Origin of the sequence: Staphylococcus gallinarum (assembly GCF_000875895.1) — a bacterium.
GTDB classification, from domain to species: domain Bacteria; phylum Bacillota; class Bacilli; order Staphylococcales; family Staphylococcaceae; genus Staphylococcus; species Staphylococcus gallinarum.
On record NZ_JXCF01000007.1, the window covers coordinates 341,050 to 366,061 of the forward strand.

The window sequence follows — 25,012 nt, forward strand, 5'->3', positions numbered from 1 at the left end:
ATGTCAGAACAACAATATGATGTAGTTATACTAGGCGGAGGTACAGCTGGTTATGTATCTGCAATTAGAGCTTCACAATTAGGTAAGAAAGTTGCACTTGTTGAACAGGCACTTTTGGGTGGTACATGCTTACACAAGGGGTGTATACCTACTAAAGCATTATTAAAATCAGCCGAAGTGATGCACACTATTACACATGCAAGTGAATATGGTGTTGATGTTGATGATTTTAAGTTGAATTTTTCACGCATTCAAGAGCGTAAAGCTGAGGTAGTAAATCAAATGTTTAACGGTGTAAATCATTTGATGAAGTATAATAACATCGATGTATTTAATGGTATAGGACGCATCTTAGGCCCATCTATCTTTTCACCACAAAGTGGTACGATTTCAGTAGAATTTGAAGATGGAGAATCAGAGCTAATTCCTAATAAAAATGTATTAATCTGTACTGGGTCAACACCAGTCTCATTACCATTCCTACCATTTGATCATGAAGTAGTACTTTCAAGTGATGATATATTAAAACTTGAACAATTACCTAATAAGTTAGCAATCATTGGTGGTGGCGTGATTGGATTGGAGTTTGCATCGATGATGACTGATTTCAATGTAGAAGTAACTGTAATTGAAGCAGGTGAGCGTATCCTTCCAACGGAGTCTAAGCATATCGCTAAATCATTGAAAAAGGAACTAACAGCTAGAGGTGTTCAGTTCTTTGAAAATACACATTTAACAGAGAATGATGTTAAGGTCATGGATAATCATATAGATATTACTATTAATGACAAGACATATACATATGATAAGTTATTGGTATCTATAGGTCGAAAACCGAATACAGATGATATTGGATTAAATAATACTAAAATCAAGCTATCTGAAAGTAACCATATTTTAGTAAATGACTTCCAACAAACTGAAGATAGCCATATCTATGCGGCTGGTGATTGTATCGGCAAACTACAATTGGCACACGTTGGGTCCAAAGAAGGTATAACAGCTATTGATCATATGTTTGAACAACAACCACTTCCCGTTGATTATATGACTATGCCAAAATGCGTTTACACCCAACCAGAAATAGCAAGTATAGGCATGCATTTAGATGAAGCAAAAGCGCAAAATATTAAGGCCCGTACTTATAAAGTGCCATTTAAAGCAATTGGAAAAGCCGTAATTGAGGACACAAACAATCAAAATGGCTTTTGCGAAGTAGTAATCGATCAAGATAATGATACCGTAATAGGTTTAAATATGATTGGACCACATGTTACTGAATTAATAAATGAAGTATCATTGTTCCAGTTTATGAATGGATCAACATTAGAACTAGGTTTAACAACACATGCACATCCGTCACTTTCAGAAGTGTTAATGGAACTAGGCTTGAAGGTTGAAAACAGATCGATTCACGTTTAATTAAGGAGGAAATAGCATGTTTGACTATAAATCAGTAGGTTTAGATAAAACAGACCTACAAACGATGTACAAATGGATGGATTTAGGACGTAAAATAGATGAACGTATGTGGCTATTAAATCGTGCTGGTAAGATACCATTCGTTATTAGTTGCCAAGGACAAGAAGCAGCTCAAATAGGGATGGCATATGCCATGCAAGAAGGGGATATTTCTTCACCTTACTATAGGGATTTAGCATTAGTAACATATTTAGGAATGACACCTTTAGAGTCTATGTTAGCTGCTTTTGGTAAAAAGGATGATATCAGTTCTGGTGGTAAACAAATGCCTTCTCATTTTAGTAAAAGAGAAAAAGGTATTCTATCACAAAGTTCACCTGTTGGTACGCAGATTATCCATGCTGTTGGGGCGGCATTATCCCTAAAAATGGATGGCAAATCAAATATTGCAATGACAACTGTAGGCGAAGGTAGTTCTAACCAAGGTGATTTCCACGAAGGCTTAAACTTTGCTGGTGTTCACAAATTACCTTTTATTTGTGTTATTGAAAATAATAAATATGCTATTTCTGTACCAGATTCATTACAATATGGTGCCGAAAAATTATCAGATCGTGCAATTGGGTATGGTATGCATGGTGAAACAGTAGATGGCAATGATCCTATTGCAATGTATAAAGCAATGAAAGAAGCACGTGAACGTGGTTTAAACGGTGGTGGTTCAACATTAATTGAAGCCATGTGTACACGTCTAACAGCACATTCTTCTGATGATGATGATAAATACCGTTCAAAAGAGGAAAGAGATGAACTTAAATCTTTAGATTGTAATATCAAATTTAAGGAATTCTTACTCGAAGAAGGCGTTATCGACAACAACTGGTTAGATGAAATCGAAAAAGAACATAAAGAAATTGTAAATAAAGCAACAAAAGAAGCTGAAAAAGCACCTTATCCATCGCCAGAAGAGACATATACACATGTTTATGAAGAAGGGAGCTTAAATAATGGCTAAATTATCATATCTAGAAGCGATTCATCAAGGTTTAGATCAAGCGATGGAAAGAGATAAAGATGTATTTGTATTAGGAGAAGATGTCGGTAAAAAAGGTGGCGTTTTCGGAGTCACTTTAGGCTTACAAGCAAAGTATGGCGAAGCACGTGTGCTTGATACACCTTTAGCTGAATCAAATATAGTAGGTACAAGTATTGGTGCATCAATGCTTGGAAAACGACCAGTTGCTGAAATTCAATTTGCCGAATATATTTTACCAGCAACGAATCAAATTATGAGTGAAGCCGCTAAAATGCGTTATCGCTCAAATAACGACTTCCATTGTCCTATCACGATACGTTCACCATTTGGCGGTGGAATTCACGGTGCATTATATCACTCTCAAAGTGTTGAATCTATATTTGCTTCTACACCAGGTTTAACAGTTGTTATACCTTCAACACCATATGATGCAAAAGGATTATTATTAGCTTCTATTGAAAGCAATGATCCAGTACTTTACTTTGAACATAAAAAAGCTTATCGACTATTAAAAGAAGAAGTACCAGAATCATATTACACTGTGCCTATCGGTAAGGCAGATGTTAAACGTCATGGTGACGATATTACAGTGTTCACTTACGGTTTATGTGTAAACTATTGTATCCAAGCAGCTGATATGTTAGAAGAAGAAGGCATTAATGTAGAAGTTGTCGATTTGCGTACAGTTTACCCATTAGATAAAAAAACAATTATTGAACGTGCAAAACTAACTGGTAAAATTTTATTAGTTACAGAGGATAATTTAGAAGGTAGTGTAATTTCAGAAGTTGCTGCGATTATTTCAGAAAATTGCTTATTTGATTTAGACGCACCGATTATGCGACTTGCTGGTCCAGATGTACCTTCAATGCCATTCGCACCAACACTCGAAGATGAGTTTATGATTAATCCAGATAAAATAAAAACAAAAATGCGTGAACTTGCAGAATTTTAAGGAGGCACAATCATGGAAATAAAAATGCCTAAACTGGGTGAAAGTGTACATGAAGGAACAATTGAACAATGGCTTGTTTCTGTAGGTGATACTGTAGAAGAATATGATCCACTTTGTGAAGTCATAACTGATAAAGTTACAGCAGAGGTACCATCTTCTTATTCCGGAACAATTAAAGAAATCTTAGTAGAAGAAGGCACGACAGTTCAAGTAGATGAAACAATTTGTATATTAACAACTGATGATGACTCCGAAGATACATCAGTAGACACGACAGCTACAGAAACTGTCCCTGACTCTAGTTCATCTACAGAATCAGAAACACCCGTTAATAGACAAGAACATCAAGAAAGAGATACTTCGAATGAAGAACAACCGAAAAATAACGGGCGTTATTCACCAGTTGTCTTTAAACTTGCTTCGGAAAATCAAATCGATTTATCACAAGTTGTCGGTACAGGTTTCGAAGGTCGAGTGACTAAAAAGGATATTCAAAAAGCAATTAAAGAAGGTGTAGGTAATAAACAAGAAACAGTAATTGCACCTAAAGATTCGCCAAAAGTCATTCAACAGGCAAAATACAATGAACCTTCACCAGGTTCTTCAATTCCTGTGAACGGCGTAAGGAAACAAATTGCTCAAAATATGGTCAACAGTGTCAATGAAATTCCTCATGCATGGATGATGGTTGAAGCAGACGCTACCAATTTAGTGAAAACTAGAAACTATCATAAGAACAGTTTTAAAGAGAGTGAAGGATACAACCTGACATTCTTTGCATTTTTTGTGAAAGCTGTTGCCGAAGGGCTTAAAGCTTATCCGTTATTAAATAGTAGCTGGCAAGATTCTGAAATTATAATGCATAAAGATATTAATATTTCAATTGCTGTGGCAGATGAAGATAAATTATATGTTCCAGTAATTAAAAATGCAGATGAAAAATCAATCAAAGGTATAGCCAGAGAAATAAACGACTTAGCTCAAAGAGCCAGAAATAAAAAATTACGTTCTGAAGATATGCAAGGTGGCACATTTACAGTAAACAATACAGGTACATTTGGTTCAGTTTCATCTATGGGTATTATTAATCATCCTCAAGCTGCAATTTTACAAATCGAATCTGTTATTAAAAAGCCTCTTGTTATTGATGATATGATTGCAATACGAAATATGGTTAACCTTTGTATCTCAATAGACCACCGTATTTTAGACGGATTACAAGCTGGTAGATTTATGAACTTTGTTAAATCACGTATAGAGCAATATTCTATTGAGCATACTAGTATTTACTAGAGTGTATGTAATATGAGTGTTATACATTTAAAGTAGTGAAGTATATTCATGATTAATAAATACACATTAAACAAAAACACTTTCGATAAATTTTCGAAAGTGTTTTTGTTATTTATAAAATTGAGTCCATTAAATATTTAATTGCAATATTTAGTGATGTGAAATTAAGTAACACAAAATTTTCGATATCAAGTTATTTCAATTGCGAAGATTATAGCAAAATTCACTAAAGTTATAAAATATTCAATTTTTAAAATACTATAAACACAGCTGTTGAACTATAATAGATATATATGTAGAATATAAGTACTTAATTTGAAATGAAAGGTGACGTTAAAAATGGATTTAAATTTTGATTTATATATGACAGATGTTGTTAATCAAGCAAGAAATGAAATTGAGGCAGCAGGTTATGAACAATTAACAACTGCTGAAGAGGTAGATAGTGTACTACAACAAGATGGTACAACATTAGTAATGGTGAACTCAGTGTGTGGATGTGCAGGTGGCATTGCTAGACCAGCAGCAGCACATGCACTACATTATGATAATTTACCTGATCGCTTGGTTACAGTATTTGCAGGTCAAGATAAAGAAGCTACACAACAAGCGAGAGATTATTTTGAAGGTTATGCTCCATCAAGTCCTTCATTCGCACTTATTAAAGATGGCAAAATCACTAAAATGGTAGAACGTCATCAAATTGAAGGTCATGAAGTAATGGACGTAATCAACCAATTACAATCTTTATTCGATACTTATTGCGAAGAGAAATAGAGGAATATTCATGTCACGTTTAAATCCATATCGAATCGGATTTAGAACGATTAAGACAGCGATTGGGATGGCACTTGGTATAATAATTGCTAAACTAATTGGGCTTGATAATTTTGCTTCAAGTGCTATATTAGTAGTCTTATGTATTAAACATACGAAGGTTCATTCGCTTCAAGCAATCGTGTCCCGTTTTGTATCTTGTTTTATGATTCTAATTCTTGGTTCAGTCATATTTAGTTTGTTAGGACAAAATGCAGTAGTATTAGGTTTAATTGTATTATTATTTATTCCTTTGACTGTGGTATTTAAAGTCCAAGAGGGTGTTGTGACAAGTTGTGTCATTTTATTACATGTTTTTAATGCCAAAACAATTGATGTGCATTTATTTGTTAACGAAATTCTGTTACTTATTGTAGGTTTAGGAATTGCCTTCTTAATGAATTTAATCATGCCAAGTCTGGATGGTACGTTAAAGCATTTCAAAAAGCAAATCGAAGATCAATACACTCAAATTTTTGAAACATTTAGTGAAAAGTGTAAAGTACCTAATCAAACATTAAATATCCCGTTTGATGATTTACAATTAACGATACAAAAAGCAAAATCAATCGCCTTTAGAGACGTCAAAAATCATTTTGTCAGAAATGAAAATTCTTACTATCACTATTTCGATATGCGAGAAGAACAATTAGATTTAATGCGTAGAATTGCATTAATGATTGAAAGTATTGAAATGAAAGATTGCTTACTGGATCAATTATCACAACTCTTAGCTGAAGTTGCGCACAATGTGAATAGTAATGATTATACGGCATTACGTTTACATTCACTTTATGAGATTAGGATAGAGTTAAATCAGTTGGATTTACCTACATCTAGAGAAATGTTTAGAACGCGCGCTAGTTTATTACAATTATTAAATGAATTAGAGGAATACTTAGTTGTAAAATCGCAGTTTGGTTCGTTAAAATACCACAATGGTACGAACACTGTCACTAACTAAATAATTAAATTTCATAACTATAAATAAATTACAAATTATTATTGTTACATTAAAAAGCCTCCACAACAGCGATCTCTATGAATAAATACGCTTATGGAGGCTTTTTATCGTGCTGATTTTTGTATAACTGCGAACTTGCTATCTTTAAAATTTATGATTTGATATATTACTTTATGATTTATTATCAAAAATGAAGAAAACAAAAACCATAAATAGCACAGTTTATAAAGGCTGTATTATTTATGGCTTTAATAATAAAAAATATATAAAACAGATAACGCTAATGATTAATTTACTAATGGTACGACACTAGTTAATATTAATGCAAGCACAACAGCAATTAGCATCACAATAATAATAACTCTTAACACTTTATTGTTACTCACTATAATTCCTCCAAATATATTGTATTAACTCATATTTTATCCAAATATACGAAATTCTACAATACTTAACAACTATATTATATGTACTTTTCAAAACCGAAAATGATACAAACAATCATATTTGTTTTGCAAACCGAAATAATTCGTTACACTTAACTATATAAATTATTAACATACATAAAAAATGTATTAAATGACAGGTAGGGGATATTTATGGTTAACGAACAAAGATTATTAGATACATTTTTAGAACTTGTTCAGACTAATTCTGAAAGTGGTAATGAAGGGCATATTCAAGCTCAATTAAAAGGTAAGTTTGAAGCACTAGGTTTATCAGTCGTTGAAGATCAAGCGAGTCAAAATCAAAACTTAGGCGCAAATAATCTGATTTGTACACTACCAAGCACAATCGACAATAAAGAAATTGATAAGGTGTACTTTACAAGTCATATGGATACTGTAGTCCCAGGTATAGACATTAAACCTCAAATAAAAGATGATGGCTATATCTATTCAGATGGTACTACCATTCTTGGAGCAGATGATAAAGCAGGATTAGCTGCAATTTTAGAAGCACTAGCTGTTATTCATGAAAATAAGCTACCTCATGGACAACTTCAATTTGTAATCACTGTGGGAGAGGAAATTGGATTAGAAGGAGCTAAAGCATTGCCTGCAGATTTATTAGATTCAAATTTTGGATACGCAGTGGATGCCAGTGCACCTGTTGGAACTACAGTTGTAGGTGCTCCAACACAAATGAAATTTGATGCGACGATTTATGGAAAAACTGCGCATGCTAGTGTACCTGACAAAGGAATAAGTGCAATTAACATTGCTGCTAAGGCAGTAAGTGACATGAAATTAGGTAGAATAGATGAAGTAACAACAGCTAATATTGGTCGATTTGAAGGTGGCTCTGCTACAAATATTGTTGCCGATAAAGTTACATTAAAAGCAGAGGCACGTTCTCATTCAGATGAACGCATTGCACAACAAATTGAGCATATGAAATCAGTAGTTGAAAATACCGTTAAACGTTATGGTACAAATGCTGATATAGAGATTACAAAAAGTTATCCAGGATTTAAAGTAGCTGAAGATGCTAAAGTAACAGAGATTGCTAAAGAAAGTGCAATTCAATTAGGATTAGCTGCAGATACAATCATTGCAGGCGGTGGCTCTGACGGGAATATTATTAATGGTTTAGGTATACCTACTGTGATATTAGGCGTTGGATATGAAAATATACACACAACATCAGAACGTATGCCAATAACTTCATTAAATCAATTGAGCCAGCAAATATTAAAAATTATAGAAATAGTTACAAATAACAAATAAATCTGAAAACTGATTTAGTGATTATTATATATGCTTTATGATACAATGAACTAGAAAACTTTGTAAAAGAGAGGTAAGTAAAATGGCACAACAAATTGGTGTAGTAGGTTTAGCAGTAATGGGTAAGAACCTTGCTTGGAATATTGAATCTCGTGGTTATAATGTTGCAGTATATAACCGTTCTTCTGAAAAGACAGACGAGATGGTTAAAGAATCTGAAGGCAAGAACATTCACCCAACATATTCAATTGAAGAATTTGTAAATTCATTAGAAAAACCCCGTAAAATTTTATTAATGGTTAAAGCTGGTCCTGCAACTGACAAGACAATCGACAGTTTATTACCATTATTAGATAATGATGATATCTTAATCGATGGTGGTAACACAAATTATCAAGATACTATCCGTCGTAATACAGCACTTGCAGAAAGTGGCGTAAACTTTATCGGAATGGGCGTATCTGGTGGAGAAGTCGGTGCCTTAACTGGACCTTCATTAATGCCAGGCGGTCAAAAGGAAGCATTTGATAAGGTTAGCGATATTTTAGAAGCAATTTCAGCAAAAGCCAAAGATGGCGCTTCATGTGTTGCATACATTGGACCAAACGGTGCAGGTCATTATGTGAAAATGGTACATAATGGTATCGAATATGCAGATATGCAATTAATCGCTGAAAGTTATGCTATGATGAAAGATTTACTTGGTATGTCACACGAAGAAATCGCTAAAACATTTAAAGATTGGAATGCTGGAGAACTTTCTAGTTATTTAATAGAAATTACTGGTGACATCTTTGGTAAATTAGATGATAAAGGTGACGGTCCTCTTGTTGAAAAGATTTTAGATACTGCTGGCCAAAAAGGTACAGGTAAATGGACTTCAATTAACGCTTTAGAATTAGGTATTCCATTAACAATTATTACGGAATCTGTATTTGCTCGCTTCATTTCTTCAATTAAAGAAGAACGAGTTAATGCATCTAAACAATTAAATGGTCCAGCTTCTCAATTTGATGGTGACAAAGAAGAATTCTTAGAAAAAATCCGTAAAGCTTTATATATGAGTAAGATTTGTTCATATGCACAAGGATTTGCACAAATGAGAAAAGCAAGTGATGATAATGAATGGAACCTTAAATTAGGCGACTTAGCTATGATTTGGAGAGAAGGTTGTATCATCCGTGCACAATTCTTACAAAAAATTAAAGATGCCTATGATAATGATGAATCATTACGTAACTTATTATTAGATCCATACTTCAAGGATATTGTTACAAATTATCAATCAGCATTACGTGACGTAGTTGCTACAGGTGTACAAAATGGTGTACCAACACCTGGTTTCTCAGCTAGTATTAACTATTATGATAGTTACCGCTCTGAAGATTTACCAGCAAATTTAATCCAAGCACAACGTGACTACTTCGGTGCGCACACTTACGAACGTAAAGACATTGAAGGTGTGTTCCATACACAATGGATTGAAGAATAAGCACTTTATTAATTTAATATACTGCGATGTTATTATAGAACATAATAAAGTAATTGAATAATTGTATTCATTAATAACTTTGCGGTATGAATAAATAAACGCCAATTCCTATTTAAAGCTAATAGGGATTGGCGTTTTAATTATTTTAAATGGAAATAATCAATTAATAATATACAAAATCAGTTATAAAATTTCATGTCATTGCGCAAACGTTTGCACAAATCTTTTGACATTGTTCACATAAATACAATAAAATAAGATTATACATGTAAGCGTTTTAATTGGGGATAGGAGTGTTGTGATGGCAACAATCAAAGATGTGGCTATAATGGCTAATGTTTCACCTTCAACAGTGTCTAGGGTTATCAAAGGTAATACTCGTATAAGTAAGGAAACTACTCAAAAAGTGCATGATTGTATGAGAGCATTAAATTATGTTCCTAATCAAATGGCACGCTCTTTAGTTACAAAGCGTTCTAAAACCATTGGTATTATACAAAAAAGTGGTGGTGATTCAATTAAACAGAACCCATTTTTACTCGATGTACTAACCGGTATACATCGTTATAGTGATAATCACGCTTATTTAACAATAGTGACTACAAGTACAACTGAGCAGGAATTAATGATAGAAGTCCAGCGTTTAATACAGTCACAATATATTGAAGGCTTTATCTTATTATATTCAAGAAAAAATGATGTAATTGAACAATTATTAATTGATAAACAATGTCCTTATGTAATAATAGGAAAGCCATTATCAAGTGAAAAAACTTTATATGTCGATAATGATAATATTGCTGCAGCTGAAGATTTAACACAGTATTTGGTTAATAAAGGACATGACAAGATTTTACTTTTAACTGAACAAAGTGATTATGAGGTCTTTAAGGATCGTATAAAAGGATATCGTCAAGTTATGTTTCATGAACATTTAACACCTCATGTTCATATAATAGACTTGGATCGAACTGCAATTAAATTAAGTTTAATCGAACTTTTTAAAATGCATGAATTCACTGCAATCATTACTACTGATACTATGCTCAATATGATGATTATTAGTGTTTTATATGAATTAAATATACGTATACCAGAAGATATTAAAACAGCAACATTTAATGATTCATTTCTAAATGCCTATGCATCTCCGCCACAAACAGCTGTTGACGTCCTCCCAGAACAATTAGGGCAAACAGCGGTACGGCTGTTAACGAACAAGCTAGAAAACGTTAATCGTTATCAATGTCAAAATATAATACCTACACGAATTGTACAACGTTATTCAACAAACTAATAAAAGGAGAATGTAAATGATGAAAAATTGGTGGAAAGAAGCAGTAGCTTATCAAGTATATCCAAGAAGCTTTAACGATTCAAATAATGATGGGATTGGTGATTTACAAGGTTTAATTGCCAAGTTAGATTATTTACAAGATTTAGGCATCGATGTTATTTGGCTAAGTCCAATGTATAAATCTCCAAATGATGATAATGGTTATGATATCAGTGATTATCATGAAATTATGGACGAATTTGGAACAATGGCAGATTTTGATGAATTACTCGCAGCCATACATCAACGTGGTATGAAATTAATCTTAGATTTGGTTGTAAATCACACTTCTGATGAGCATCCGTGGTTTATTGAATCTAAATCTAGCATAGATAATCCTAAAAGGGATTGGTATATATGGAAAGATGGTAAACCAGATGGTACAGAACCAAATAACTGGGAAAGTATCTTTAATGGTTCAACTTGGGAATATGATGACTCAACACAGCAATACTATTTTCACCTGTTTAGTAAAAAGCAACCTGATTTAAATTGGGAAAATAAAGAAGTACGCGATGCAGTATTTAAAATGATGAACTGGTGGTTTGATAAAGGCATAGATGGATTTAGAGTAGATGCCATTACACACATCAAGAAATCATTTGAAGCAGGTGATTTAACAGTGCCTGCTGGTAAAACGTATGCACCAGCTTTTGACGTTGATATGAATCAACCAGGTATACAATCGTGGTTACAAGAAATGAAAGAACAGTCTTTAGATAAATACGATATCATGACTGTTGGAGAAGCAAATGGTGTAGATCCAGATAATGCTGAACAATGGGTTGGAGAATCAGAAGGTAAATTTAATATGATTTTTCAATTTGAGCATTTAGGATTATGGAATACTGGCGATGTACAGTTTGATGTTTCTTCCTATAAGCAAGTACTATCGAATTGGCAGTACAAATTAGAAAATGTAGGTTGGAATGCTTTATTTATTGAAAATCACGATCAACCTCGACGTGTTTCCACTTGGGGAGATGATCAACAATATTGGTATGAATCGGCAACAAGTCATGCTGTTGTATATTTTTTACAGCAAGGGACGCCTTTTATTTACCAAGGACAAGAAATCGGTATGACCAATTATCCTTTTGAATCAATAGAAACATTTAACGATGTAGCTGTAGTAAATGAATATAATATTGTTAAATCACAAGGTGGTAACGTAGAAGAGCTACTACATAAACATAAAATGGAAAACAGAGACAACTCTAGAACACCAATGCAATGGGATGATTCTACCAATGCAGGCTTTTCTGAACATAAACCATGGTTTCCAGTCAATCCAAACTATACAACTATAAATGTTGAACAACAACAGCAAGATAAAGATTCCATATTAAATTTTTATAAGCAACTCATTCAATTAAAAAAATCTGATGAATTATTCACATATGGCCAGTTTAAACTGGTTGATGTAGATAACCCTGATGTTTTTGCTTATTCAAGAATTTATAATAATAAAAAAGTTATTGTCATTGGTAACTTAACTGATCAAACAACTTCTGTGACTTTAACGACTGATGTTACTGAATGGGAAGTGTTATTACATAATTATAAAGAACACAGCCTTAATTTTGCTCAGTTAAGACCTTACGAAGCATGTGTAATTGAAGTAAATTAATAAAGAAACATTTGCAGTTGAAACACAATACTAAAAATGCAGGCTAGACACAATAAATATGTCTTTGCCTGCATTTTATTTACGTATTCATACACATCACTAACCAAGGGCATAAATTTATCAGTTTGTTTAGGCTAACAGTTTAGAGTATTGTAAAGCAGCGGAAATAAATTAACAAATGATATAGCTATAATTTTGATTTGATTTTTAGTTTTAACAATTAGAATGTTTTAACACGCTACAACAAAGTTAATAAAATTCATTATCTTGATCTACTGGCATCCACAATTGAACCTTCGTAAATGGGTCATCAAAAGAAATATCAAAAGGATACACTTCAACATACAAACTATTAAATTCATAGGGTAGTGACATTTGCATTGTTGTTTCAATATAATGCCATGCCTCATTTACCACGTAGTCAATTTCACCTTGTAAGTTAAAGGTCGCATATTGACGAGATGGCAAAAACCGACTTTCCAAATGCGCTGGATATCGTTCACTAGGAACGCCTACAAAAATTTCCATACCATAATCTAATGGACAGTTCACGACATATAGTTCATGTGGCCCAACATCATTATATCTTTGTAATTCTTTAATGTGGCCTTCTACTAGTAAATCTTCTAAAAAATCAGGTACTTTATATGGATTTTCAAGCTCATTTGCCGGTATAAATTTAGCATAACCCACCAAGGATAGTTCTGGTGTATTCTCTAATCTATACGGATATGGCGCTTTATCAGTCGTTGTTAATTTAATATACAATCTCGGAACTAATTTTAATTCCTCACGCTTCGTATTCACTTGAATAGGGGATATACCGTGAAAGTCACTAAAATCATTAGCAAAAGCATTTGTATCGGTATAATGATATTTTTTAGCAATATCGACTAACCGAGCAGAACCATTTAGTAACTCTTTGGCTGCTACGGTCATTTTTCTCGCTTTTGAATATTCACTTGGCGACTGTCCTACAATCATCTTAAATGATTGATCTAGATGATATGGTGAAAGACCAACGTAATCACTAAGTTCTTGCAAATGAAAAGGCTCTAGCAAATGATCTTCAATATAAACAATTGCCTGTTGTATTTGCTTGATAACGTCCAAAAACTTTCACTCCTAATTCCCAATTAACTATTTGCACTTTCTTAAATCATTTGTTTATTCTTTTTAAATAAAACACATGTACTTTAATACTTATATTTTACATCATTATTTGTATACTTACATCTTAAAAATTTTAAATAGGGTAAAATGTAATTTAAAAGGACAGTTTATATAAACTTTCTCAATAGACTAAATCATAACACATTATATATTGAATAAAAAAGTAACAACCTATATGAAATTTTACATTAACATAATAGCTCCTAAAGCATATCCATGAATTTATGTAATATAAAAAAGCAGTTCAAACTTAAATAAATTTGAACTGCTTTTATTAACTCTATATCAATCCATTAATGGATATCGTCCCACCAATGGAAACCGTCTCTGCTTAACAATAAATCGCTTTCTAAAGGACCATTTGAACCAGATTTATAGTTAGGGAATTCCGGTTCATTTTGATTCCATTCTTCCTGAATTGCATCAACAAATTTCCATGTTGATTTTAATTCTTCCCAATGTGTGAAGTTTGTCGCATCACCATTTAAACAGTCAAACAATAAGTTTTCATAAGCATCAACTGTATTCATTTTATCTTGTGCACTCATTGCATATGATAATTGTACTGGTTCTGTTTCAATGCCTTGAACGTTTTTCTTAGCATTAAGATGTAGTGATACGCCTTCATTTGGTTGAATATTAATCACAAGTAAATTTGAGTCTAATTTTTTCTCAGTTTCATAATAAAGATTCATTGGTACTTCTTTAAATTCTACTACGACTTGAATTGTTTTACTCTTCATACGTTTACCTGTTCTAATATAGAATGGAACTCCTGCCCATCTGAAATTATCAATTGTTAATTTACCAGATACGAAAGTAGGTGTTGTAGAATCACTAGCAACGCGATCTTCGTCACGATAACGTTTAACATTTTGACCTTCAATTACACCTTCATCATATTGTCCACGGACAAAGTTATGGCGCACTTCTTCAGCTTCTAATTTACGTAATGATTTAAGTGCTTTGACTTTCTCTGCTCTAATATCAGCACTATTTAAACTGATCGGTGCCTCCATTGCAAGTAGCGCTACCATTTGTAGCATATGGTTTTGTACCATATCTTTGAGTGCACCACTAGATTCATAGTAGCCACCTCTATCTTCTACACCTAATACTTCAGAAGAAGTAACCTGTATATTTGAAATATACTTATTATTCCATAATGGCTCAAACATAGCGTTAGCAAATCTTAATACTTCTATATTTTGCACCATATCTTTACCTAAATAGTGGTCAATTCGATAAATCTCTTCTTCTTTAAATGAACGTCGTAATTGTTCATTTAGTTTTTCAGCTGACTCTAAGTCTGTACCAAATGGCTTTTCAATTACTAAGCGTTTAAAGCCTGAAGTGTCAGTCAAGCCTGAAGATTTTAAGTAATCAGAAATTACACCAAAGAAATTTGGTGCCATTGCAAGATAGAAGAGTCTGTTACCTTGTAAATTAAACTCATTATCCAAGTTATTACTTACTTCTAATAATGATTGGTAACTCGCTTCGTCACTTACATCGTGTTTATGATAAAAAACATGTTCCATAAACTTATCAAGATGTTTTGTATCTTTAACGTGTTCTTGAATTGACGATTTCACTTGACTACGGAAATCATCATTCGTTAATTCTCTTCTTCCAATTCCAATTATAGCAATTTGTTCATTTAAGTTATCTTGTTGGTACAAATGGAATAATGATGGAAATAATTTTCTGTGACTAAGATCACCAGTTGCTCCAAAGATAGTTATTAAGCATGGAATGTCTTTATTTCTAGTATTCAAGTTCAAAACCTCAATTCTTTTTATAAATCTGATTTCATTATAGAACAATAATTAACAATGTTCATACATTTTTGCTTAAAAGCATTCAAAAATTATTATATTTTTTTATCTTTTCTATGATAAAATGTGAACAAGAAGAGGAGGCATATGCATGGAAATAACATTTTTCGGCACAAGTGCAGGTCTACCAACGAAAGAAAGAAATACTCAAGCCATTGCACTAAATCTAGAACCATATTCAAATAATATTTGGCTATTTGATGTAGGTGAAGCTACACAACATCAAATACTTCACCATTCAATTAAATTAGGTAAGGTAGATCATATCTTTATAACGCATATGCATGGTGACCATATTTTCGGATTGCCTGGATTGCTATCCAGTCGTTCATTCCAAGGCGGAGAAGGACTACCACTTACTGTCGTAGGTCCAAAAGGAATTAAAGAATTTGTAGAGACGACATTACGATTATCAGAATCCAGATTAAACTATCCGATCACTTACATAGAAATTGAAAATCATCTTTCATACCAGCATAATGGATTCAATGTTGAAGCACATTTATTAAATCATGGTATTACTTCTTTTGGCTATAGAGTAGAAGCACCATCTACACAAGGGAAAATTGACGTTCAAGCCTTGAAATCAATTGGATTAGAACCAGGTCCAAAATATCAAGAAGTAAAAAATAATGAGACGTTTGAATATAATGGAAAGATTTATGATTCTAGTCAATTTAAAGGTGATGAAAAACAAGGACCTGTAGCTGCCATATTTGGAGATACAATGCCATGTAACAACGAGTTACTTATAGCACGTAATGCAAATGTTATGGTTCACGAAAGTACTTATATAGAAGGGGATAAAAATTTAGCCAATAATTATCATCATAGCCATATTGATGATGTCTTTGATTTAATTAAAGAGGCAAATGTGGAGTATAGTTTAATCACGCATATAAGTAATAGATACACACAAGAAGAAGTTGAATCAATTAGTGAATTATTAAAGACTAAAAGTGATACACCACCATTTAAATTTGTTAAAGACTTCGATACTTGGTCATTCTAATTCACAATAAGAATAATTGATTCAATCGTTATAGCATATTTAGCAAAACAAATATAATGCTTTACAATAAGATTAACTCAAGTAAAACAGACCCTAACTAGTAAAAAGCAATAGTTAAGGTCTGTTTTCTACTATAGGGAATTAAATGTCTTAGCGATCTTTAGCGATCTGTTCTTTAACTATCTATAATACATTTCTGAAATGATTCAATATGTACAGAATTGCTTTACAAAGATAATTTACTCGTCCAATTAACATTGATACATATGATGTGTCATTACTCAATATGTATTATTTATTATCGGCGAAGCACTGGACAGGGTAGTATAAGAGACAAAGTAACGATTCATCGCATTACATTAGGTAAACAAACTATAAATATATGGCTTCAATAGTGCAATTGATTACAATTGTAACAAGTTTTAAATACGGCATCAAAAGCTTTATTTTTATAATGATCATCACATATCAATACAAAATTATTGAATAAAAACAACCAACCAAAAAGTTTTCACTTTCGAGTTGGCTGCTATTAAGGAATATATCCCGATAGAATTATTTTTATTAAATCAATATTAAAATCGATTACTTAAAGATAAAGCAAATAAATAATAACTTGCTAACTTATCGATAGAATTGATGTAAGGATTAATCATCATCTTGATTTGATAGTTCTACACTTCTATCAACGGCAGCTCTTAAACAATCCTCAAATACACTTTCTAAGTCGTATTTAGATAACGCATTTAAACCTGCCTGTGTTGTACCACCTTTTGAAGTTATATTTTTTCGTAATTGTTCCATACTTAAATCAGAACGTTCAATCATTTTACTTGTCCCAATAATTAAGTTTCGAATAGATTCTTCGACTTGTGATTTCTCTAATCCAAGTCTAGTACCAGCTGTCACATATTGTTCAAATACATGGTATAAAAAGGCCGGTCCACTACCAGTAATCGCTGTTACTTGATGTAGATTATCTTCAGAAACTTCAATTGCTGAACCAAATGAGTTAATTAAATCATCAACTTCAGTTTTAGATTTTGGATCAAAATTATTTGAAAAACTGATACCTGTCACAGAATGACCAACATGTGCGTTCGTGTTTGGCATGATTCGAGCAACAGGGTTTTCTGTATTCAGTTGTTCTCTAATATAACTAATTGGTAAACCTGCCATAATTGAAATAAATTTATTACTATCAGTAACATATGGTTTAATTCGTTCTGCTAAATTATCAAAATCATATGGCTTTGTTCCTAAGAAAACATAATCCGCTTCCTTTAACAATGCTGCGTCATCATAACTATAATTGACACCTAATTCATCAGCATATGATTTCAGAGCATCCTCATTTGATCGATTTGTTAAATAAATATCGTTTGAGTCTATTACTTTTGAGTTAACGATTCCTGTAAAAATTGCATGAGCCATATTACCGGCACCATAAAATACAAGTTTCATGTAAAATTCCCACTTCCTCTTTGTTTTATGTAATCATATTAACATAGTTTAGAATTATGGCTAATCATTTAATTATAATAATGACAGAAAATATTATAATCATTTATACTATTTATAAAGACAAAAACAGGTAGGGATAAACGATGCAAGGGAAACATTTTATATTAACAGGAAGTACAAGCGGCTTAGGTAAAGCATTATTAAAAAAGTTATTAGCTAATGATATCAATGTAACTGTACTGGTTAGAAATCCCCAAAAATTAAATCAGTTTATCGCTCAATATCATACAGATCGATTATCAATCATACAATGTGATTTACAGTCTGAGAAAGAAATTTATCATATTACGCAAAGTCTTCAACAACAAAAAATTGATGGTTTAATTTATTGTTCTGGACTAGGTTATTTCAAATCAATTGAAGCACATCGAACTGAAGAAATGCTTGAGACATATCAGCTTAATATTATAAGTTTCAACATTTTGTTAGAAGTAATTAGACCATTTTTCAATAAATATCCAATCATCGTAGGCATAGGTAGTCAAGCTGCTTTTGTTACACAAGCTAATGCAGCACATTATGGTGCATCAAAAGCAGCATTTTATCAAACATTAAATGCCATTCGATTAGAACATCCCAATTACCATGTTTTAACGGTAAATACTGGACCAATCAATACACCATTTCACCAAAAAGCGGATCCTTCACTAAATTATGCGAAACGTTACAACAAAATCATGATAAATCCCGATAAACTAGCTGATCGCATATTTAAAGCTATGAAGTCAAAACGACAAGAAATCAATCAACCGCTGTGGATGTCATTTATGCTTAAACTGTACCAGCTTACACCAAGATTCATAGAAAAGCATTTCTCAAGTTTTTTTAAAAATAAAATATAACAATAATGTGTATTAAACATAACAAAAAAAGAGTTTATGCGTAGAAACTTATGCTGGATCGAACACAGTTATAAGTACATGACATAAACTCTTTTTTCTGTTTAATTAAGGTGTTGCGTGTATTCTAAATTTTTCACTCTACCTCGTGCAGCTTTTAAAGTTTCAAAGCCAATATCTTTCGCTAAATTATAATTTTTAATATTTTCGTCTAATTGTTCTATACTACTTGCACCAACAATAATTGAACCAAGTGACTGTTGTGAGGTCAAGTAATTAAAGGTTAAGGCAGTTAAATTACTTTCAATTTCTTTAATTGATGCAATTGTTTCGCCTAACTCTTGATAATTGTAATCAAAAATACCTTCAGCAAATTTCTTGTCTAATGCATTGTTACTATTAGCAGTCAATAGACCTTTGAAAACAGGGCCTCTAGCAAGTATCTTTACATTTTTGGCATGTATTGCATCAAGCAAAGATTCAACTCTATTATCAATTAAATTAAATTGATTCATAATCGTTTCTATATTACTGTGTTCCAAATAATAATTAATTACATTAGGTCTAATAGAAGAAATACCATAAGCACGAACTAGACCTTCTGATTTTAATTCTTCGAATGCACTAATCGTTTCATCTAGTGGATCATCAATAGTACCTCCATGCAATTGATAAAGATCTAGGTGGTCTAAACCTAATGATTTTAAAGATGATTTAATAGCATACTTAATGTGTTTTTTAGATGGATCCCAAAATGTTGAACCATCCTCTTTTAAATGATTACCTACTTTTGTTCCGATAACAATATCATCACGTTGTTGGTATTTTTTTAATGCTTTGCCAACGATTTGTTCATTTATACCTTTGTCATACATATCCGCAGTATCAAAATATGTAATACCATGTTCAATAGCTCTATCGATTATAGGTTCTGCCGTTTTATAATCTGTACCTAAACTCATACATCCTAGTCCTACTTCTGAAATTTCTAAACCACTTTTCAAGACATTTTTTTGCATGTTATTGCTCCTTTCGATACACTAAATCATAGAATATGGCGTGTTTATCAATTATATGCAAGTAGATTGATATCACTATTTATTGCTTTAGCTTGTTTGTTAATGCAATTGTATAGTGGTTATTCACAATTCAAATACAATTAACCGTACGAGCTACCGACTATATCTTAACAGGTAGATACTTAAAATAAAAGGAACGTGATTATAATGGAATTTTACGAGAGAACTATAGCGAAGGAACATATATATAACGGAAAAATTATTGATTTGGAAGTACATGATGTAGAACTCCCAGATGGTCAAACATCAAAAAGAGAATTAGTTTTTCATAATGGTGCAGTTGCTGTTTGTGCATTAACACCGGACAATGAAATTATATTAGTAAGGCAATTTCGTAAACCTGCTGAAAAAACAATGTTAGAAATCCCCGCCGGAAAACTTGAAAGTGGAGAAGATCGCATTGAAGCAGCTAAAAGAGAATTAGAAGAAGAAACAGGCTATATCGCTGATCATTTGCAACTCATATATGAAATGTATGGTTCACCTGGTTTTTCTAATGAGAAGTTATCTATTTACTTTGCTAAAGATTTGAAAAAAGGGCACATGAACCTTGATGATGATGAATTTATTGAATTAGATCGTGTTCACATTAATGAAATTTCTGACTTACTAAAAAGTGGATCTTTAGAGGATGCAAAAACAATTATTGCTTTACAACATATCTTGCTTAATTATAATGATTATAAATAAGGAATGAACAAACTTGCTAATTTTATCAATTACTGGTATTTTATATATGTATCATATTGTAAATTAAAATGATTATAATTATTAGTAGGGGAGTGAGGCTTCCGTGGAAGAACGATTAAATCGCGTGAAGCAACAATTACAACAATCATCATATAAATTAACTCCACAGCGAGAAGCAACATTAAGAGTGTTAATTGAAAACGAGAAAGATCATTTAAGCGCTGAAGATGTATACTTAAAAGTGAAAGACAAAGCACCTGAAATAGGTTTAGCTACTGTGTACAGAACATTAGAATTATTAGCAGAGCTAAAGGTTGTAGACAAAATTAATTTCGGGGATGGCGTTGCACGCTTTGATTTACGTAAAGAAGGTGCGAAACATTTTCATCATCATCTTGTATGTATGGAATGTGGGAAAGTTGAAGAAATAGAGGAAGATTTATTACCTGCAGTAGAAGAAAAAGTTGAAAGTGATTTTAACTTTAGAATTTTAGATCATCGTTTAACATTTCATGGCGTTTGTTCAGAATGCCAAGCTAAAGGTAAATAATGAATTTTCATCCTGTTTAATTTTAATGATAGGGGTGAGTCAATGAATACCATAATCGAAGAATATTTAAGGTTCATCCAATTAGAAAAAGGGCTTAGTACAAATACAATAGGCGCTTATAAACGTGACTTAACAAAATATGCAAATTATTTAGATGAAAACAAAATTACTCACATTGACTTTGTTGATAGACAGACCATCCAGCAATGTTTAGGTTCATTGCATGATGAAGGTGCATCTTCAAAGTCTTTAGCACGTTTTGTTTCAACTGTTCGCAGTTTTCACCAATTTGCACTGAGAGAAAAATATGCTGCTAAAGACCCTACAGTTTTAATTGAAACACCGAAATATGATAAAAAGTTACCTGACGTGTTGGAAATCAATGAAGTGATAGCTTTATTAGAGACACCTGATTTATCAAAAAATAATGGTTACCGTGATAGAACAATGTTGGAATTGTTATATGCAACGGGGATGAGGGTATCAGAATTAATTCATATAGAGTTAGATGATGTTAACTTAATTATGGGGTTTGTTAAGGTGTTCGGCAAAGGAAATAAAGAGCGTATTGTGCCGTTGGGTGAAGCGGTTATTGAATACTTAACTCATTATATTGAAAACATACGTCCACAACTATTAAAAAGAACAGTCACACCAGTATTGTTTTTAAATATGCATGGAAAACCATTATCAAGGCAAGCCATTTGGAAGATGATAAAGCAAAATGGTATTAAAGCCAATATTAATAAGACATTAACACCGCACACGCTGAGACATTCGTTTGCTACACACTTGCTTGAAAACGGTGCAGATTTACGAGCTGTACAAGAAATGTTAGGACACTCTGATATTTCTACAACGCAACTTTATACACATGTATCTAAATCACAAATCCGTAAAATGTATAACGAATTTCATCCACGTGCATAAACACAGATTAGTTTATCATTTAATGAACTAATCTGTGTTTTATTGTTTATAAGGTTATGTCATGTTGTGTATTTGATTAAAATATATTATGATTCTCGGTTAAAACGTCGTTCAATAAGTGCTTTATTTCGTGCATCAGTCACTTCTGTCCGATCTCTTTCTAAATGGTGATTTACGATATAACTATCATCAATGAGCGTTTCTCGAAAGTAAAAGTCTGTAAAAGTGGTTTGTATTGAATGGAGCATTTCATCTTGTAATGGTAAGTGTACCGGAAGAAATGGTTGATGTGTTTTTGCTGCTTGCTTTAAATGTTTTAATAATATGATGTATTGCTCAATATTCAAACCTAGCATTTGCCAGTCATGACTAGATTGTATAACATTCAATGCTCTGTCAAACGATGTTTTAGCTCCTTGAAAGTTGTTACGACGAAAATGATAACAACCTGTAGTTAATAAAATTAAACTGACGACCGCATCTTTTTTTGAAAAATGTGGGTTTTCTTTCCAAGCATCCTCTAGAATATCATGACATAGAAAATAATGTTGCTTGGTATGAAATTGATAATAAAATTGTTGTAGTGCTTTTTCCATATAAGAACCGCTCCAAATTTAAATGTTTGTTATAAACATGCTATAATATTTTAGTGAAATACGCACTTAACTTGCTATATGAGGTAGATAAAATGTATGAAGTAAAATTAGATGCTTTCAATGGACCATTGGATTTATTATTGCATCTTATTCAAAAATTCGAAATAGATATTTATGATATTCCAATGAAAGCATTAACAGAACAATACATGCAATATATTCACGCCATGAATTCATTAGAAATTAATGTTGCTAGTGAATATTTAGTGATGGCCTCTGAATTATTAATGATAAAAAGTAAAATGCTTTTACCACAGCCTGAAGCAGATGAATCATTAGAAGACGATCCGCGTGATGATTTAGTAGGTCGTTTAATTGAGTACCAAAATTATAAAGAATACACTGAATTGCTCAATGATAAAAAGGTAAATCGGGCTGCATTCTACTCTAAACACCCTACAGACTTATCACATTTAGAAACAAATGAATTAATGAGTTCGGATAACACCATTGATTTAACCGAACTGATAATTGCTTATCAAAAGGTCAAAAACCGTGTCGAATTTAACACACCAAAAACAGTCGAAATAAAGAAAGAAACCTTTACGATTCAACAAGCAACCACACAGGTTCATGAAAGACTGCAACAACAACAATCATTCAACTTCTTCAGTCTATTTAATTTCTCAGAACCAATTGAAATGGTAGTAACCCATTTCTTAGCAATATTGGAAATGTCTAAATCTGGTATAGTCAATATTGAACAACAAAAAAGTTTTGAAGATATCAACATATTAAGAGGAGTCAACTATGGCATTGGATAATCAAGGTATATTAGAAGCATTACTCTACACTGCTGGAGATGAAGGATTAGAAGAGAAGCAACTGCTTGAAATATTAGACATTTCACTAAGTGAGTTACAAACTTTAATTAATAACTACCACTCAGAAGGTCTTGTCATTCAACATTTCGGACAAACTTATGTATTAACAACGAAAAAAGAAGCAGCTGAATATATTGAAGCACTTGTAGAACATAAGTCTAATATGAAACTATCTCAAGCCGCAATGGAAGCACTATCCATAATCGCCTATAACCAACCACTCTCAAGAAGTGATATTGAAATGATTAGAGGTATTAATTCCGATGGTGCAGTTAAAACATTGATCGCAAGAGGTTTAATCGAAGCAAAAGACGAAAAAGATTCAAGAAGTCAGCAACTATATACAACCGAACTATTTTTAAATGTATTTGGAATTGAACATTTAGATGATTTACCGACTACTGATGAAGAGGACGAAGAAATCGAAGCATTTTTCAGTAATTTGGTAAATCAAAAAGGAGAAAATAATGAGTAAAGAATTAGAGAGATTACAAAAACGTATAGCTAACAGTGGTTATACATCAAGAAGAAAAGCTGAAACACTTATCAGTGAAGGTAAAGTTAAAGTAAATGGTGAAGTCGTAACGGAATTAGGTACGAAAGTGAAAAATTCAGATACAATTGAAGTAGAAGGTATTAAATTAGAGCAAGAAGACAAACTGTATATTTTATTCTACAAACCATCGCAAGTGATTACGAGTGTATCTGATGATAGAGGAAGAAAGGTAGTAACCGATTACTTCAAACAAATTGAAACAAGAATATATCCTGTTGGCAGATTAGATTATGATACATCAGGTTTACTGCTATTAACGAATGATGGTGAGTTTACAAATTTAATGACACACCCTAGATACAAGATCAAGAAAAAGTATGTTGCAAAATTAAAAGGTTACTTAATGCGAGAAGAGGTAAAAGCATTAGAGCAAGGTATTGAATTAGAGGATGGTAAAACACAACCTGCAATTGTAAAAGTAAAAAACCAAGATAAAGAAAAGAACTCAACTTTAGTTGAAATAACGATTACTGAAGGTAGAAATAGACAAGTTCGTCGTATGTTCGAACATTTTGGACATCAAGTTAGTAAATTACAACGAATTGAATTTGGTCCATTAAATTTGAAAGGGCTTAATGCAGGTGAAGGTCGTGTTTTAACTCCGCACGAAGTAAAAGTCATTCGTCAAATTGCTGAACACGGTAAATAAACTTTGAAATATTTTTGA

24 protein-coding genes are annotated in these 25,012 nt (G+C 32.4%); 18 read left to right on the forward strand and 6 right to left on the reverse strand.

Annotation, left to right across the window (positions count from 1 at the left end; translation table 11 throughout):
* From lpdA to SH09_RS05470, 6 genes are all read left to right on the forward strand, one after another.
* Positions 1-1,422 carry a dihydrolipoyl dehydrogenase gene (lpdA, locus tag SH09_RS05445; protein ID WP_042738610.1) on the forward strand — a complete coding sequence of 474 codons (1,422 nt, stop codon included), beginning with the start codon at positions 1-3 and terminating at the stop codon, positions 1,420-1,422.
* Positions 1,423-1,438: 16 nt separating this feature from the next.
* The gene (locus SH09_RS05450) at positions 1,439-2,437 is read left to right on the forward strand and encodes a thiamine pyrophosphate-dependent dehydrogenase E1 component subunit alpha (RefSeq protein WP_042738611.1); all 999 of its coding nucleotides are present in this window, start codon (positions 1,439-1,441) and stop codon (positions 2,435-2,437) included.
* Positions 2,430-3,413: an alpha-ketoacid dehydrogenase subunit beta gene (locus SH09_RS05455; protein ID WP_042738612.1), complete on the forward strand. Its 984-nt coding sequence runs from the start codon at positions 2,430-2,432 to the stop codon at positions 3,411-3,413. Before SH09_RS05450 ends, SH09_RS05455 begins: the two co-directional genes overlap by 8 nt.
* 12 nt (positions 3,414-3,425) lie before the next feature.
* Positions 3,426-4,706, forward strand: a complete 1,281-nt coding sequence (locus SH09_RS05460; RefSeq protein WP_042738613.1) for a dihydrolipoamide acetyltransferase family protein — start codon at positions 3,426-3,428, stop codon at positions 4,704-4,706.
* 339 nt (positions 4,707-5,045) lie between these two features.
* Positions 5,046-5,483 carry a bacilliredoxin BrxB gene (gene brxB / locus SH09_RS05465; RefSeq protein WP_042738614.1) on the forward strand — a complete coding sequence of 146 codons (438 nt, stop codon included), beginning with the start codon at positions 5,046-5,048 and terminating at the stop codon, positions 5,481-5,483.
* A 10-nt stretch (positions 5,484-5,493) separates the two neighbouring features.
* Positions 5,494-6,486 (forward strand): aromatic acid exporter family protein, encoded by a 993-nt coding sequence (locus tag SH09_RS05470; RefSeq protein WP_042738615.1) that lies wholly within the window; start codon positions 5,494-5,496, stop codon positions 6,484-6,486.
* A gap of 287 nt (positions 6,487-6,773) precedes the next feature.
* Here SH09_RS05470 and prli42 read toward each other — a convergent pair whose 3' ends face one another.
* A complete protein-coding gene (gene prli42, locus SH09_RS16570) occupies positions 6,774-6,872 on the reverse strand; it encodes a stressosome-associated protein Prli42 (RefSeq protein WP_157946403.1) in 99 nt (32 codons plus the stop codon).
* Between the two features lie 213 nt (positions 6,873-7,085).
* On the opposite strand from prli42, the gene SH09_RS05475 reads away from it, so the two are divergent.
* The 4 genes from SH09_RS05475 (at position 7,086) to SH09_RS05490 (ending at position 12,674) form a co-directional block, all read left to right on the forward strand.
* Entirely contained in the window at positions 7,086-8,216 is a 1,131-nt protein-coding gene (locus SH09_RS05475; protein ID WP_042738616.1) for a M20/M25/M40 family metallo-hydrolase, read from the forward strand.
* Between the two features lie 82 nt (positions 8,217-8,298).
* Positions 8,299-9,708 carry an NADP-dependent phosphogluconate dehydrogenase gene (gene gndA / locus SH09_RS05480; protein WP_042738617.1) on the forward strand — a complete coding sequence of 470 codons (1,410 nt, stop codon included), beginning with the start codon at positions 8,299-8,301 and terminating at the stop codon, positions 9,706-9,708.
* A 301-nt stretch (positions 9,709-10,009) separates the two neighbouring features.
* Positions 10,010-11,005 (forward strand): LacI family DNA-binding transcriptional regulator, encoded by a 996-nt coding sequence (locus SH09_RS05485; RefSeq protein WP_042738618.1) that lies wholly within the window; start codon positions 10,010-10,012, stop codon positions 11,003-11,005.
* Positions 11,006-11,021: 16 nt separating this feature from the next.
* Positions 11,022-12,674: a glycoside hydrolase family 13 protein gene (locus SH09_RS05490; protein WP_042738619.1), complete on the forward strand. Its 1,653-nt coding sequence runs from the start codon at positions 11,022-11,024 to the stop codon at positions 12,672-12,674.
* Between the two features lie 249 nt (positions 12,675-12,923).
* On the opposite strand, the gene SH09_RS05495 is transcribed toward SH09_RS05490, so the two are convergent.
* Together SH09_RS05495 and zwf are read right to left on the reverse strand one after the other, a co-directional pair.
* Positions 12,924-13,787, reverse strand: coding sequence for an AraC family transcriptional regulator (locus SH09_RS05495; RefSeq protein ID WP_042738620.1), 864 nt, complete (start codon positions 13,785-13,787; stop codon positions 12,924-12,926).
* Positions 13,788-14,140: 353 nt separating this feature from the next.
* Entirely contained in the window at positions 14,141-15,625 is a 1,485-nt protein-coding gene (zwf, locus tag SH09_RS05500; protein WP_042738621.1) for a glucose-6-phosphate dehydrogenase, read from the reverse strand.
* 151 nt (positions 15,626-15,776) lie between these two features.
* Between zwf and rnz the strand changes: the two genes are divergently transcribed.
* Positions 15,777-16,697, forward strand: a complete 921-nt coding sequence (gene rnz / locus SH09_RS05505; RefSeq protein ID WP_042738622.1) for a ribonuclease Z — start codon at positions 15,777-15,779, stop codon at positions 16,695-16,697.
* Between the two features lie 648 nt (positions 16,698-17,345).
* On the opposite strand, the gene proC is transcribed toward rnz, so the two are convergent.
* Positions 17,346-18,161 (reverse strand): pyrroline-5-carboxylate reductase, encoded by an 816-nt coding sequence (gene proC / locus SH09_RS05510; RefSeq protein WP_042738623.1) that lies wholly within the window; start codon positions 18,159-18,161, stop codon positions 17,346-17,348.
* Between the two features lie 143 nt (positions 18,162-18,304).
* On the opposite strand from proC, the gene SH09_RS05515 reads away from it, so the two are divergent.
* Positions 18,305-19,063, forward strand: coding sequence for an SDR family NAD(P)-dependent oxidoreductase (locus SH09_RS05515; RefSeq protein ID WP_042738624.1), 759 nt, complete (start codon positions 18,305-18,307; stop codon positions 19,061-19,063).
* Between the two features lie 101 nt (positions 19,064-19,164).
* Here SH09_RS05515 and SH09_RS05520 read toward each other — a convergent pair whose 3' ends face one another.
* Positions 19,165-20,079: an aldo/keto reductase gene (locus SH09_RS05520; protein WP_042738625.1), complete on the reverse strand. Its 915-nt coding sequence runs from the start codon at positions 20,077-20,079 to the stop codon at positions 19,165-19,167.
* A gap of 207 nt (positions 20,080-20,286) precedes the next feature.
* Between SH09_RS05520 and SH09_RS05525 the strand changes: the two genes are divergently transcribed.
* The 3 genes from SH09_RS05525 to xerD all read left to right on the forward strand — a co-directional run bounded on the left by SH09_RS05525 (position 20,287) and on the right by xerD (position 22,309).
* Positions 20,287-20,829 carry an NUDIX hydrolase gene (locus tag SH09_RS05525; RefSeq protein ID WP_042738626.1) on the forward strand — a complete coding sequence of 181 codons (543 nt, stop codon included), beginning with the start codon at positions 20,287-20,289 and terminating at the stop codon, positions 20,827-20,829.
* A 103-nt stretch (positions 20,830-20,932) separates the two neighbouring features.
* The gene (fur, locus tag SH09_RS05530) at positions 20,933-21,379 is read left to right on the forward strand and encodes a ferric iron uptake transcriptional regulator (protein ID WP_042738627.1); all 447 of its coding nucleotides are present in this window, start codon (positions 20,933-20,935) and stop codon (positions 21,377-21,379) included.
* A 42-nt stretch (positions 21,380-21,421) separates the two neighbouring features.
* Positions 21,422-22,309: a site-specific tyrosine recombinase XerD gene (gene xerD, locus SH09_RS05535; RefSeq protein ID WP_042738628.1), complete on the forward strand. Its 888-nt coding sequence runs from the start codon at positions 21,422-21,424 to the stop codon at positions 22,307-22,309.
* Positions 22,310-22,395: 86 nt separating this feature from the next.
* On the opposite strand, the gene SH09_RS05540 is transcribed toward xerD, so the two are convergent.
* Positions 22,396-22,905 carry a DUF309 domain-containing protein gene (locus SH09_RS05540; protein WP_042738629.1) on the reverse strand — a complete coding sequence of 170 codons (510 nt, stop codon included), beginning with the start codon at positions 22,903-22,905 and terminating at the stop codon, positions 22,396-22,398.
* A gap of 92 nt (positions 22,906-22,997) precedes the next feature.
* Between SH09_RS05540 and SH09_RS05545 the strand changes: the two genes are divergently transcribed.
* The 3 genes from SH09_RS05545 to SH09_RS05555 are packed head-to-tail and all read left to right on the forward strand — an operon-like array spanning position 22,998 to position 24,994.
* Positions 22,998-23,729 (forward strand): segregation and condensation protein A, encoded by a 732-nt coding sequence (locus SH09_RS05545; RefSeq protein ID WP_042738630.1) that lies wholly within the window; start codon positions 22,998-23,000, stop codon positions 23,727-23,729.
* Complete coding sequence (gene scpB / locus SH09_RS05550; protein WP_042739027.1) at positions 23,722-24,264, forward strand: SMC-Scp complex subunit ScpB; 543 nt, start codon at positions 23,722-23,724, stop codon at positions 24,262-24,264. The genes SH09_RS05545 and scpB overlap by 8 nt, the downstream gene beginning before the upstream one ends.
* Entirely contained in the window at positions 24,257-24,994 is a 738-nt protein-coding gene (locus tag SH09_RS05555) for a pseudouridine synthase (RefSeq protein ID WP_042738631.1), read from the forward strand. The genes scpB and SH09_RS05555 overlap by 8 nt, the downstream gene beginning before the upstream one ends.
* Positions 24,995-25,012 lie beyond the last annotated feature (18 nt).

What these genes read in the sequence shown, in the direction of transcription:
- lpdA (WP_042738610.1), top strand. Translation starts at nt 1, where the DNA reads ATGTCAGAACAACAATATGATGTAGTTATACTAGGCGGAGGTACAGCT.
- SH09_RS05450 (WP_042738611.1), top strand. Translation starts at nt 1,439, where the DNA reads ATGTTTGACTATAAATCAGTAGGTTTAGATAAAACAGACCTACAAACG.
- SH09_RS05455 (WP_042738612.1), top strand. Translation starts at nt 2,430, where the DNA reads ATGGCTAAATTATCATATCTAGAAGCGATTCATCAAGGTTTAGATCAA.
- SH09_RS05460 (WP_042738613.1), top strand. Translation starts at nt 3,426, where the DNA reads ATGGAAATAAAAATGCCTAAACTGGGTGAAAGTGTACATGAAGGAACA.
- brxB (WP_042738614.1), top strand. Translation starts at nt 5,046, where the DNA reads ATGGATTTAAATTTTGATTTATATATGACAGATGTTGTTAATCAAGCA.
- SH09_RS05470 (WP_042738615.1), top strand. Translation starts at nt 5,494, where the DNA reads ATGTCACGTTTAAATCCATATCGAATCGGATTTAGAACGATTAAGACA.
- SH09_RS05475 (WP_042738616.1), top strand. Translation starts at nt 7,086, where the DNA reads ATGGTTAACGAACAAAGATTATTAGATACATTTTTAGAACTTGTTCAG.
- gndA (WP_042738617.1), top strand. Translation starts at nt 8,299, where the DNA reads ATGGCACAACAAATTGGTGTAGTAGGTTTAGCAGTAATGGGTAAGAAC.
- SH09_RS05485 (WP_042738618.1), top strand. Translation starts at nt 10,010, where the DNA reads ATGGCAACAATCAAAGATGTGGCTATAATGGCTAATGTTTCACCTTCA.
- SH09_RS05490 (WP_042738619.1), top strand. Translation starts at nt 11,022, where the DNA reads ATGATGAAAAATTGGTGGAAAGAAGCAGTAGCTTATCAAGTATATCCA.
- rnz (WP_042738622.1), top strand. Translation starts at nt 15,777, where the DNA reads ATGGAAATAACATTTTTCGGCACAAGTGCAGGTCTACCAACGAAAGAA.
- proC (WP_042738623.1), bottom strand. Translation starts at nt 18,161, where the DNA reads ATGAAACTTGTATTTTATGGTGCCGGTAATATGGCTCATGCAATTTTT.
- SH09_RS05515 (WP_042738624.1), top strand. Translation starts at nt 18,305, where the DNA reads ATGCAAGGGAAACATTTTATATTAACAGGAAGTACAAGCGGCTTAGGT.
- SH09_RS05520 (WP_042738625.1), bottom strand. Translation starts at nt 20,079, where the DNA reads ATGCAAAAAAATGTCTTGAAAAGTGGTTTAGAAATTTCAGAAGTAGGA.
- SH09_RS05525 (WP_042738626.1), top strand. Translation starts at nt 20,287, where the DNA reads ATGGAATTTTACGAGAGAACTATAGCGAAGGAACATATATATAACGGA.
- xerD (WP_042738628.1), top strand. Translation starts at nt 21,422, where the DNA reads ATGAATACCATAATCGAAGAATATTTAAGGTTCATCCAATTAGAAAAA.
- SH09_RS05540 (WP_042738629.1), bottom strand. Translation starts at nt 22,905, where the DNA reads ATGGAAAAAGCACTACAACAATTTTATTATCAATTTCATACCAAGCAA.
- SH09_RS05545 (WP_042738630.1), top strand. Translation starts at nt 22,998, where the DNA reads ATGTATGAAGTAAAATTAGATGCTTTCAATGGACCATTGGATTTATTA.
- SH09_RS05555 (WP_042738631.1), top strand. Translation starts at nt 24,257, where the DNA reads ATGAGTAAAGAATTAGAGAGATTACAAAAACGTATAGCTAACAGTGGT.